Annotated in this window: 13 protein-coding genes; all 13 read left to right on the top strand. The window is 34.3% G+C overall.

Annotated elements, in window-relative coordinates; all coding sequences use genetic code 11:
- The first annotated feature begins 20 nt into the window (after window positions 1–20).
- The 13 genes from CLOCL_RS19985 to fliD all read left to right on the top strand — a co-directional run bounded on the left by CLOCL_RS19985 (window position 21) and on the right by fliD (window position 12,251).
- Complete coding sequence (locus CLOCL_RS19985) at window positions 21–665, top strand: pseudaminic acid biosynthesis-associated methylase (RefSeq protein WP_014257019.1); 645 nt, start codon at window positions 21–23, stop codon at window positions 663–665.
- A gap of 55 nt (window positions 666–720) precedes the next feature.
- A complete protein-coding gene (locus CLOCL_RS19980; protein WP_027622297.1) occupies window positions 721–1,461 on the top strand; it encodes a cytidylyltransferase domain-containing protein in 741 nt (246 codons plus the stop codon).
- Between the two features lie 37 nt (window positions 1,462–1,498).
- Window positions 1,499–2,110, top strand: coding sequence for a UDP-4-amino-4,6-dideoxy-N-acetyl-beta-L-altrosamine N-acetyltransferase (gene pseH, locus CLOCL_RS19975; RefSeq protein ID WP_027622296.1), 612 nt, complete (start codon window positions 1,499–1,501; stop codon window positions 2,108–2,110).
- A gap of 3 nt (window positions 2,111–2,113) precedes the next feature.
- Complete coding sequence (locus CLOCL_RS19970; RefSeq protein WP_014257016.1) at window positions 2,114–2,329, top strand: acyl carrier protein; 216 nt, start codon at window positions 2,114–2,116, stop codon at window positions 2,327–2,329.
- A 53-nt stretch (window positions 2,330–2,382) separates the two neighbouring features.
- The gene (locus tag CLOCL_RS19965) at window positions 2,383–4,038 is read left to right on the top strand and encodes an HAD-IIIC family phosphatase (protein WP_014257015.1); all 1,656 of its coding nucleotides are present in this window, start codon (window positions 2,383–2,385) and stop codon (window positions 4,036–4,038) included.
- A gap of 15 nt (window positions 4,039–4,053) precedes the next feature.
- Window positions 4,054–5,100: a pseudaminic acid synthase gene (gene pseI / locus CLOCL_RS19960; protein ID WP_014257014.1), complete on the top strand. Its 1,047-nt coding sequence runs from the start codon at window positions 4,054–4,056 to the stop codon at window positions 5,098–5,100.
- A 14-nt stretch (window positions 5,101–5,114) separates the two neighbouring features.
- Window positions 5,115–5,807, top strand: coding sequence for a formyl transferase (locus CLOCL_RS19955; RefSeq protein WP_027622294.1), 693 nt, complete (start codon window positions 5,115–5,117; stop codon window positions 5,805–5,807).
- Window positions 5,800–6,483: a PIG-L deacetylase family protein gene (locus CLOCL_RS19950; RefSeq protein WP_014257012.1), complete on the top strand. Its 684-nt coding sequence runs from the start codon at window positions 5,800–5,802 to the stop codon at window positions 6,481–6,483. Before CLOCL_RS19955 ends, CLOCL_RS19950 begins: the two co-directional genes overlap by 8 nt.
- 9 nt (window positions 6,484–6,492) lie before the next feature.
- Window positions 6,493–7,557 (top strand): UDP-2,4-diacetamido-2,4,6-trideoxy-beta-L-altropyranose hydrolase, encoded by a 1,065-nt coding sequence (gene pseG / locus CLOCL_RS19945; RefSeq protein ID WP_014257011.1) that lies wholly within the window; start codon window positions 6,493–6,495, stop codon window positions 7,555–7,557.
- Between the two features lie 132 nt (window positions 7,558–7,689).
- Window positions 7,690–8,853 (top strand): UDP-4-amino-4,6-dideoxy-N-acetyl-beta-L-altrosamine transaminase, encoded by a 1,164-nt coding sequence (gene pseC, locus CLOCL_RS19940; RefSeq protein ID WP_014257010.1) that lies wholly within the window; start codon window positions 7,690–7,692, stop codon window positions 8,851–8,853.
- Window positions 8,854–8,926: 73 nt separating this feature from the next.
- Window positions 8,927–9,871 (top strand): SDR family NAD(P)-dependent oxidoreductase, encoded by a 945-nt coding sequence (locus CLOCL_RS19935; RefSeq protein WP_014257009.1) that lies wholly within the window; start codon window positions 8,927–8,929, stop codon window positions 9,869–9,871.
- Window positions 9,872–9,945: 74 nt separating this feature from the next.
- Window positions 9,946–10,344 (top strand): flagellar protein FlaG, encoded by a 399-nt coding sequence (locus CLOCL_RS19930; RefSeq protein ID WP_014257008.1) that lies wholly within the window; start codon window positions 9,946–9,948, stop codon window positions 10,342–10,344.
- Between the two features lie 5 nt (window positions 10,345–10,349).
- The gene (fliD, locus tag CLOCL_RS19925; RefSeq protein ID WP_014257007.1) at window positions 10,350–12,251 is read left to right on the top strand and encodes a flagellar filament capping protein FliD; all 1,902 of its coding nucleotides are present in this window, start codon (window positions 10,350–10,352) and stop codon (window positions 12,249–12,251) included.
- The last annotated feature ends 94 nt before the right edge of the window (window positions 12,252–12,345 follow it).

Raw genomic sequence — 12,345 nt, 5'->3', positions numbered from 1 at the left:
TAAAAAAAGGAGGACAATATATGGTAAGCAATTTTCAGGAAAGCACATGGTTAGGCCAATTCGGTAAAGATTACACGGATAGGTGTACATTTGATCCGGACCAATTAAACAATCTTTATATAAGAGAGTTTGGAATAAGCAGATTTGATATGAATAGTAGATTTCTATCGGGATTGGGTCTTGAAGATAAAAGGATTCTCGAAGTTGGATGTAATGTGGGAAATCAGCTGAGGTTACTTCAGAAGATGGGATATAAAAATCTATATGGCATAGAACTTCAGGAATATGCAATACAAAAAGCCAAAAGTTTGACATCTGGCATTAATATAATTAAAGCCACAGCCGATGATATACCTTTTAAAGACAATTATTTCGATATGGTTTTTACAAGTGGTGTATTAATTCATATTGCACCTGACAATATTGATATGGTGTTGGATGAAATATATAGATGTTCAAAGGAATTTATTTGGGGATTTGAATATTATGCAGATGAATATACAGAAGTAAATTATAGAGGAAACAGTGATTTATTATGGAAAACGAACTTTGTGAAGCTATATATGGACAGATTTCCAGATCTTGAACTGATAAAAGAAGAAAAATATAAGTACCTTTACAACGACAATGTGGATAGTATGTTCTTATTACGAAAAAAGAAGTAATTTTACAAAAATTAAATACAATAGCATTTAGAATCAGAAAGGCAGGGGAGAAAAATTGAGAACAGGTGTCATAGTTCAAACCAGAATGGGTTCATCCAGGCTTCCAGGTAAAGTCATGATTGATATATGCGGTAAACCTGTAATTGAACATGTCATTGATAGATTGAAGATGTCGAAAGTGCTTGATGATATAATTATTGCTACTACTACCTCAGTGAAAGATAAAATAATAGTGGAACAGGCTAAAAGGAATGGAGTAAAGTGGTTTTGTGGCAGTGAAGAGGATGTATTGTCCAGATATTATTATGCAGCAAGAGAAAATAGATTAAGTACAGTTGTAAGAGTTACATCGGACTGCCCTTTGATTGATCCCGTTATTCTGGATGAAATAGTTGAATTTTATAAGAAAAATGATTATTTGTTGGTGACAAATGCCGGGAATATTTTAGAATATAGAACATATCCGAGAGGACTAGATGTAGAAGTTTTTTCCTTTGATATTTTGGAGAAAGCTTTTTATAGTGCTAAAAAGCCTTATCAAAGAGAACATGTCACACCTTATATATATGAAACCTATGAAAACAAGATATACTATTACAAAAACAATATAAATCTGTCGAAGTATAGATGGACGCTAGATACTGAGGAAGATCTAAAATTAATCAGTATTATTTTTAATAATTTTTATTATAAATATGGGCGAAATTTTGGTTTTAAAGATATTTTAAAATTTATACAGTCAAATCCGCAGCTTTCTAAAATAAATGAACATATTGAACAGAAAAAAATTGGATAAGTTATTTGTAAATATTTTAGAAGGGAATGCCAATAAAATGGAGAATGATAAGTTAGAATTAGGAGATGTTTACTTTTACAATATTTTTGATTTGGATGAGGAGTATATAGAAAGGTTAAGATATTGGCGAAATCAGGATTTTGTAAGGGAAAATATGTTTAATCAGCACATTATATCTGAAGATGAACATAATGAGTTTATTTCCAAGCTAAAAGACAATAAGCTCAAGAGATTTTATATTTGTTTCATGGGCATAAAACCTTTTGGAGTTTTATACTATGAATATTTGTCAAATAGCAACAATCTTGAATTCGGATACTATCTCATTGATAAAAATTATATAAACAGTGGACTTGGAATTGTCATGGAATACGCAATACTCAACCATGCTTTTTATAAATTGAATGTAGATAAAGTATACTGCAGGACTTTTGTGAAAAATAATAAGGTTGTTAGTTTGCATAATAATTTTGGCTTCTTAACTGAAAAAATAGTAAAGTATTATATTAAGGATAATGAGAGCTATTTGGATGTAGCTGTTCAAGCAATTGACAAGAGAAATTGGGAAAACAATAAAAAAAGTATTGAAAAATATATTAAAGTTTTGCTGGGTGGCAATATAGTTAATGAAATTGAAAGTGGGGTTTAATACATGGAAAAATTACTTGATATTGTGGCAGAGGTTTTAAATGTTGACAAATCCCAAATAAGTCTTAACACTTCGAGGGATGAAATTGCAGCATGGGATTCTCTTAATCATGTAAGACTGATTGCAGAGCTAGAAGAACAGTTAAATATAACCATACCTTTTGAAGCAGTATCCGGAATAAAGAAAGTGAGTGATATTTTAGAGTTTGTAAAAGATTAATTGTATAGACTTATAGGCTGAATATTTTTGCAACCTTTAAGGAGTGGTTGAATTTGAAATTGTCTATACTTTCCAATATAAATGTTGAATCATTGATATCAAGGGTATCACGTTCCTATAGTGTTTATAAAACTGAAGGATACGGATTATGGGTGCAGGAAATAACTAACTCAAATTCGGGGTTATATGCGTTTAAACCGGATATTGTATTTATTATTCTTGATGGCGCCGAACTTATAAAAGAACAAAGTATCGAAAGGAATTATAAAGAAATTAGGGAAAATATGCAGTATATTGAAAAAGCATTAAGTAGTAATCCCGATATTATTTTTTTTATAAACAATATTGATTTTTGGTCCAGGGAAATAAAGAGTGTAAAACACGGCACAAAAGAAAGAAGACTGGAGTATTTTTGGGAAGAGTTTCTATTTGACTTAAGTAATAAGTATAGAAATGCCTATGTATTTGATCTTAAAAGTATAATCGAACAGATGGGGAAGGAAGAGTTTTATTCGCGAAAGTTATGGTATTTGGGTGGAATGAAGTTTTCGATGAAAGCAGAAAGATATTTGGAACTTTATATAAATAGATATATTGATTCGATTAAAGGCACACGTAAAAAATGTTTAGTTTTGGATTTGGACAATACCTTGTGGGGTGGAGTAGTCGGCGAAGTTGGTTTTAATGGAATTGAGCTTTCGGATTATAAGGAGGGGGCAAGATATAAGGACTTTCAAAAAAAGCTTAAAGAAATAAAAGAATTGGGCATAATACTTGCTGTTGTTTCTAAAAATAATTATGATGATGCGATGAAAGTTATCCGGGAACATCCGCATATGGTGCTAAAAGAACAAGATTTTGTTGACTTTAAAATAAATTGGGATTTAAAATCTCAAAATATCAGAGCTTTGTCTGAGGAATTGAATATCACTCTGGATTCAATTGTATTTATAGATGATAATCCGGTGGAAAGAGAAAGTGTCAAAAGAGAGTTACCTGAAGTTATTGTACCGGATTTTCCTGAAGACACATCACAGTTGGCGGATTTTGCGTCTAAACTATACTGGAACTATTTCCATACTATTGATACTACTGACGAAGATACCGCAAAAACTGAGATATACAGGCAAAATATCAAGAGGACAGAGGCTCTTAAAACCAGTAATTCCTATGAGGATTTTTTGAATTCTTTAGATACGAAAATAACCATAAAGGCAATGAGGCAAGATGATATTCAAAGAGCTTCTCAGCTTACTCAAAAGACCAATCAATTTAATTTGACTACAAAAAGGTATAATGAGACAGAATTGTTAAATCTTTTAAATAAAGAAGAGTATGACTGTTTTGTTGCTAATGTGATTGATAAATATGGAGATAACGGAATGGTAAGTGTTATAATCACAAAGCATTATAACAGCGAGGAAGTTGAGATAGATACGTTTTTATTAAGTTGCAGAGTTATGGGAAGATATATTGAAGACCAAATAGTAGAGTATATTGAAAAATTATATTTGGAATTGGGTTACAAAAAGATAATTGCCCATTATAAACCTACAGCAAAGAATATGCCTGTTAAAGAGCTGTTTGAGAGATTGGGCTATACATTGGCTGAAATTGATGAACTGGGTAATAAAAAATATCTTTTGGAACTAGGCAAGACAGAAACTTCCTTAAGAAAAAAGTTTGGAAGATTGGAAATTATTATTTGAAAGGAATGATTATACGTGAGAGAAGTTGAACTAAACGGAAAAATCATTAACAAAAACTCACCATGTTATATAATTGCGGAAATGTCAGCAAACCATGCAGGCAGTATTGACAGAGCTATTGAAATAATTCATGCTGCAAAGGAATGCGGTGCAGATTGCATAAAGATACAGACTTATACTCCTGATACTATGACAATTGATTCGGACAAGGAATACTTTAGAATAAATGCTGGCACATGGAAGGGTGAAAATTATTACGGGCTATATAAGAAGGCTTTTACACCCTGGGAGTGGCAAGGAAGACTCAAAGAGGAAGCAGAGAAGATAGGTATTGACTTTCTATCAACGCCTTTTGATAAAACGGCTGTAGATTTTCTAGAAGATTTGGGATTAAAATTTTATAAGATTTCTTCCTTTGAATTGATTGACATACCTTTGTTAAGATATGTAGCTTCAAAAGGCAAACCAATTATTCTTTCCACGGGACTTGCAACTTTTGAAGAGATTGAAGAGGCTGTAAAAACAATTTTTAGTGAAGGAAATGAAAAACTTTGTCTTTTGAAATGTTCCAGTGCATATCCTGCAGTTCCAGATGATATGAATCTTATGACAATAAAATATCTGGAAGAGTCTTTTGGAGTTCCTGTAGGTTTATCCGATCACTCAATGGGATCTATTAGTGCGGTTACTGCTGTTGCATTGGGGGCAAAAATTATTGAAAAACATTTCTGTATAAGCAGAGAGATCGAAAATCCTGACTCGTCATTTTCCATGGAACCGCAGGAATTTAAGAAAATGGTGGAAGAAATTAGGACTGCCGAAAAGGCTATTGGAACTGTAAGCTTTGAACTTTCTGAAAGGGAAAAAATCAGCAGGATGTCCAGACGGTCAATATTTGTTGTAAAGGATATAAAGGAAGGCGATGTGTTTACAGAAGAAAACATTAGAGTCATAAGACCTTCCCATGGCCTTGCACCAAAGTACTATGATGACATACTTGGGAAAAAGGCATCAAAGGATATTGAGAGAGGTACACCCCTTGAGTGGGACATGGTGGATTAACGGAGGCGAATGCTTTGAACATAATAATAGCAACTACAAAATCATGGAACATAAAAAATGCACGTCAATTTAAAAAGAATAATGAAGGTACGTACAATGTGACAATAATTACCGATAAAGAAGAGCTGACCTATGATAAGGTTAAAGCAATACAGCCTCAATATATTCTATTTCCTCACTGGTCATGGATTATTCCAAAAGAACTCTACAATAACTTTACATGTGTTGTTTTCCACATGACCGATCTTCCCTACGGAAGGGGAGGCAGTCCGTTGCAGAATCTTATTGAACGGGGGGTCAGAAAAACGAAAATATCTGCTATAAAAGTGGACGAGGGTCTGGATACGGGAGATGTTTATTTCAAAAAAGACCTCGACCTGTACGGAACTGCTGAGGAAATATTTATGAGAGCATCCAAAATAATATTTAATGATATGATTCCTAAGTTACTTGATGAAAAGCCTACACCTCAGAAACAATTAGGCGAAGTTGTGGAGTTTAAGAGAAGAAAACCCGAACAAAGTGAGATAAAACAGGAATTTGAACTGGAAAAAATATATGATTACATTAGGATGTTGGATGCTGAAGGATATCCCAAAGCATTTATAAAGTTTGGAAAATACAAAATGGAGTTTTCAAGAGCATCTTTAAAAAACGGAAAAATCATCGCAGATGTTGAAATAATAGAGGGTGATGAGAATGAGTAGAATATTGGTTGTTGCAGCTCATCCCGATGACGAAATTTTAGGTGCAGGGGCAACAATAAGAAAACATGTAAATAGCGGTGATGCTGTAGAATGCATTATTTTAGGTGAAGGACTGACTTCTAGAGAAAAATCAAGGAAAGGTTTCGATAATGAACTGATTAGTGAACTGCAATATCAAACGCTTAAGGCTGCTGAACTTATTGGGTTTAAGAATGTACACTTTTCAGGTTTTCCGGACAATCGATTTGATTCCGTTGATTTGCTTGAAATTGTTAAGGAAGTAGAGAAGTATATCCAGAACTTTAATCCGGATACAATATATACTCATCATTACGGCGATTTGAACATTGATCATAGGAGGACCTTTGAAGCTGTTATTACAGCGACGAGACCTATCGGGGAATACTGTGTCAAGGAAATTTACTGCTTTGAAACTCCGTCATCGACGGAATGGAATTTCAAATATGGTGATAACTCTTTTAAACCTAATGTATTTGTTGATGTTGAAAGTACTATTGATGCAAAACTTAAGGCAATGGAGTGTTATAAGTTAGAGATTAGAGATTTTCCACATCCGAGGTCCCTTAAGGCACTTGAGATAATAGCGGCAAGATGGGGGACGGTTGTAGGCAAAAGGTATGCAGAAGCTTTTGAGTTAATCAGAAAAGTGATGTGAGCGGATAAAATGATCAAAGTAGCGATTCGTGCTGATGGCAGCAAAAATATAGGCATGGGACATGTAATGCGGTGCCTTTCATTGGCAAAAGGTTTTAGAAATTCCGGAATAGACGTGTTGTTTTTAAGTAAATATGAACAGGGGATTTTGAAAATAAGAGAAGAAGGATTTGAAGCAATTGAGTTGTCCCATGATACTGAAACGCATTATGAGGGTTTTTGCTGTGGAGGTGCTAAATTTCTTGGAAAAGAAGCCGAAGAAATTATCGAAGTACTTAAAGATAAAAATATTGATGTTTTATTCATAGACTCATATAACGTTTCCGAGGAATTTTTTTTAAAGCTTAAGCCCTTTGTTAAAAAACTTTGCTATATAGATGATATAAACAAGTTTTCCTATCCGGTAGATGTATTGATAAACGGAAATATTACCGGTGAATATTTAAACTACGAAAGTTATTATAAAGATGAGATTATGCTGCTTGGTCTGAAATATAATCTCATCCGTGAGGAATTTAAAGGTTTGCCCGATAGAAAGACAAACAGAGCTGTAAAAGAAATAATGATAACAACTGGAGGGTCGGATCCCTTTGACTTAAGCTACCGACTGTCGCAGTTAATTCTATCGGACAGCACATTTAAAAATATAAAAATAAATATTGTTGCAGGCAGTGGATTTGAGAATATTGATAGGCTCAGGGAACTAAAAAGAAAGAATACAGATATTGAAATTTATGAAAATGTTTCAAAAATGTCAGAGATAATGTTAAAGTCAGATGTTGCTATATCTGCGGGCGGAAGTACATTATACGAGCTTTGTGCCTGTGGAACGCCTACTTTAGCTGTTATTGTTGCAGAGAACCAGAGAGCAGTGGTAGATATGCTGTGTACCAAAGGATATATAGAATCACTGGGTTGGTATAACAATTTTTCCGATGAGGAATTTCTACTTAAACTTAAAAATTTGTGTGAAAATTTTGAAAAGAGGGAACACTATAGCAAAAAGATGCAGAAGCTGGTTGATGGTAACGGAGTAAAAAGAATAGTTGATACCATAGTTAAAATTTCCTCATGATAAAGACACTTTCTTTTACCATTTATCGTTTAATATAAGAGCTAATTTATAAAAAAGTATCCCATAAAAAGCTTGATCTATATAACTTTATGCAATTTGAAAAACTTTTTAGTAACACTGGGAGATACGATTATGGAAAAGAGATTTATACCTTACGGAAGACAATGGATTGAAGAGGATGATATTCAAGCTGTGGTCGAGGTTCTGAAAGGAGACTATTTGACTACAGGACCCAAAATAAAAGAATTTGAAGATAAGTTAGCTCAATACACGGGAGCAAAATATGCTGTAGCAGTATCCAATGGCACGGCAGCACTTCATGCTGCTTGTTTTGCAGCAGGGATAAAAGAAGGGGATGAGGTAATAACCACTCCAATTACTTTCGCAGCTTCGGCCAATTGTATTTTGTATATGGGAGCAAAGCCTGTATTTGCGGATATTGATCCCAAAACATATAATATTGACCCTAAAGATATAGAAGCTAAGATAACGGAAAAGACTAAAGCTATTATACCTGTTCATTTCACTGGTCTGCCCTGTGATATGGATGAAATTTTGAAGATAGCCAAAAAATATAATCTTGTGGTAATTGATGATGGTGCTCATGCCCTTGGAACTACATATAAAGACAGAAAAGTTGGAAGTATGACAGATATGACAACGTTCAGCTTCCATCCGGTTAAACATATTACAACAGGAGAAGGTGGAGCAATAACCACAAATGATGAAGATTATTACAGAAGTCTCACTTTATTCCGGACCCATGGTATTACGAGGAATGAGAAGGAATTGATAAGATCTAAAGAACCTTGGTATTACGAACAGCAATTTTTAGGCTATAACTATAGAATTACCGATATCCAAGCTGCATTAGGCATAAGTCAGATAAATAAATTGGACAGGTTTTTAGGTTTGAGGAAGGAATATGTTAGACGATATAATGAAGCTTTTGGCGGACTGGATACTGTAGATATACCCTTTCAGCCGGATTTTGCAGATTCGGCATGGCATTTGTATATAATAAGGCTTAAACTGGAAAAGTTAGATTGCAGTAGAAAGCAGATCTTTGAAGAGCTTCAAAGTAGAAATATCGGTGTAAATGTACACTATATTCCTGTATATTACCATCCCTATTACAGTCAATTAGGTTATAAAAAGGGTATCTGTCCAAATGCTGAAGACCTTTATGAAAGAATAATAACTCTTCCTCTATTTCCTAAAATGGAAGAAGAGGATGTTCAATATATAATTTCAAACGTAAAAGAGGTTTTGCAAAAACATGCCTTGGTAAAATAATTTTAAAATTTATCTTTTTTAATAAAAAGCCAGTTTATTTTCTCGAGTTTATATAACAGAAAGGGTGATTTTCTTGAACATACTTGTGACAGGCGGTGCCGGTTTTATAGGGCGTTGGGTTGTAAAAAAATTACTTGATGACGGGCACAAAGTATGGATATTGGATAATTTGTCAAACGGAAGTAAAAGAAATATAGAGGAGTTTATAAACAACTCAAACCTTATAGAATTTACAGAAGGTGATATAAAAGATATAGCAACTTTAGAAAGACTCTTTTTAAATAAATTCGATTTATGTTATCATTTAGCGGCCAGTATCAATGTCCAGGACAGTATTGATGATCCCGTTACAACATTTCAAAATGATACAGTAGGAACTTTTTATGTATTGGAACAGTGCAGAAAGCACAATGTTAAAATGGTGTTTATGAGTACTTGCATGGTATATGACAGAGCAAAGGACAATGAGGGTATAGATGAAAGCCATCCTGTAAAACCGGCTTCACCTTATGCAGGTAGCAAAATCGCAGGAGAAAATATGGTGCTTTCCTACTGGTATGCTTACAAGCTTCCTACAGTAGTAATAAGGCCATTCAATACCTATGGCCCGATGCAGAGAACCGATGGTGAAGGCGGAGTTGTAGCTATATTTATAAAAAGGAGTCTTGAAGGGCTTCCGCTTAATATATACGGTGATGGCAAGCAAACAAGAGATCTTCTTTATGTAGAGGATTGTGCAGAATTTGTTGTACAGGCAGGTTACTCGGACAGGGTAAATGGAGAAATAGTAAATGCAGGTCTTGGCAGAGATATAAGTATAAATGATTTGGCACTTTTAATATCAGGAGATGCAAGTAAAATCAAGCATGTACCCCATATACACCCTCAAAGTGAAATTCCGAAATTGTTGTGTAATGCTCAAAAAGCTAAAAACTTGCTGGGGTGGTATCCAAAAACTTCACTGGAAGAGGGAATAGCTAAGACAAAAGAATGGATAACAGAGCAAGCAAAAACTTAATATAAATTTAATGTTGTAATATTCCGATAATAATTATGAGAAAAGTTATGTTATAAATTCATGGAGGGATTTATATGAACATTAAAAGCATGGATGCTGCTATGTTACAATCGGTAAGGACTCAAAATGTTGATATGTTAAATATAGATAGGCCTAGGTCGGACATAAGCAGTCAAAATCATATAAAGGATAGCAAAAACACATCTTCATTTAATGCACAGGGATATGAAAAAAAGGACCGTGTTGTCTCGGAAGAAGAGGTTCTCGAAGCTATTGAAAAGGCTAATAAGGCTATAGTCGGCTCTAAAAGGCAATTTGAGTTTTCTATACATGAAAAGACCAAACAAATAATGGTTAAAGTAATTGATGCCGAAACACAGGAAATAATAAGGGAAATCCCGCCGGAAAAGATACTGGATATGGTTGCGAAAATGTGGGAGTTGGCAGGGATTTTGGTGGATGAAAGGAGATAATTTATATGGCGGTAATAAGAATAACAGGAACTTATTCCGGTCTGGATACCGATAAAATAATAGCTGATTTAATGAAAGTAGAACGTATTAAAGTTGATAAAGTATATAAGCAAAAGCAATTGCTGGAATGGAAAAGGGATGCTTACAGAGAGATAAGCAGTTTGCTTATGGGCTTTTGTGATGAATATTTAAATGTATTGAAAACTGCAACAAATTTCAGGTCGCCGAGTGCTTTTGCTAAGTTTAACATCCAATCTTCCAATTCTTCTGCTGTGACTGCTACAGCCAATGCAGATGCTGCCAATAAAACTCACACAATACAGGTGATTTCTCTTGCTTCTGCTGCCAAAATTACTGGAAGTGCAGATATTGTAGCTGATGTAAAAGGAAGCAACGTTGTTAGTGATTTCAATTTAAGCGGTAAAAAAATCGCTGTTACTTTAGATGGAGTTACAAAGACATTAGTACTTGACGATTATTCGGACGAAGATGGTTTGTCTTTAGAAAAACTTGAAACAGACTTAGAACAAAAACTCGCGGACGCTTTTGGCACAGGAAAATTTGATGTAGTTACCGAGGACGGAAAAGTTGAAATAAAAGTTCTGTTAAAAGGCAGTACCTTTTCATTGTCCGGAGATGGACTGGAGGGTCTGGGATTTACTGACGGAGACAATACCTCAAACGGCTTGTCATTAACATCATCCCTTTACAGCATAAGAAACAGTTTTAAAAATGTGCTGAATATAACTGATCCTGATGAGAATGTAACGTTTACAATAAACGGCAAGACCATTGATGTTAAAAAAAGCTATGCCCAGGCAACTGTCAAGGATATTATGAATGCAATAAATTCCAGTGATGCAGGAGTCAAAATGACTTATGATTCATTAAATAAACAGTTTATATTGGAATCTACGACTGAAGGTGCAGCGTCAAATATAACTTATACCGATTCAGCAAGCGGCTTACTGGAATCTCTAGGTATCGTTGGCGGAACATTTACAGCCGGAAAAGATGCAGAGTTTACTTTAGATGGTGTTGAGGGTATGAAACGCAGCAGTAACAAGTTTACAATAGACGGTGTAACCTATACCCTCAAAGAAGTTTCCGAGACTCCTGTTACGATTAGTGTACAGGCCGATATTGATTCTGTTATTGAAAATATAAAAGGATTTGTTAATAAATATAACGAGCTTTTAGATAAAATAAACGGGAAACTTTCTGAAAAATATGACAGAAATTATCTGCCTCTCACCGAAGACGAAAAGGATGCAATGAGTGAAAAAGAGATAGAAAAGTGGGAAGAAAAAGCAAAAACCGGATTGCTTGCCGGTGACAGCATTTTGTCCAGGATTGTAAGCAGTTTGAGAACTGCACTTTACGAAAAGATAGATGGGGTATCAATAAGCTTATATGATATAGGAATAACTACCGGTTCGTATACCGAAAAGGGAAGATTGAAAATCGATGAGAATAAATTGCGGGATGCACTTACAAACAATTTTGATGAGGTAGTAAAACTTTTTACAACTGAATCCCGTTATACATACAGAGAAGGTCTTGACGATTCCGCAAAAAGGACTGAAAGGTATAAGCAATCGGGATTGGCCCATCGCCTGTATGATATAATACAGGATAATGTAAGAACAACAAGAGATTCCAATGGGAAAAAAGGTATTTTGTTGGAAAAGGCAGGATATACAAATGATGCTTCGGAATATAGCAATTACCTATATACTCAGATTAAAAATAAGGAAACATTGATAAATACATTGGAGAATAAATTGTTGGCTAAAGAGAATGAATACTATAGAAAGTTTTCAGCCATGGAAAAAATTCTATCACAAATGCAAAGTCAGCTAAGCTATATATCTGCCATTACAGGTAACTACTATAGCAACCAATAATAAAGTATCTATGGCTATAAAATATTATTGGCATGATATAAATGTTAAAAACCTTAAAGCAAATACCACAAATTTTTGAAATGATGAAGTAAAC

Source organism: Acetivibrio clariflavus DSM 19732, from assembly GCF_000237085.1.
Lineage (GTDB): Bacteria > Bacillota > Clostridia > Acetivibrionales > Acetivibrionaceae > Acetivibrio > Acetivibrio clariflavus.
This window is presented reverse-complemented; position numbering and strand designations above follow the sequence as displayed.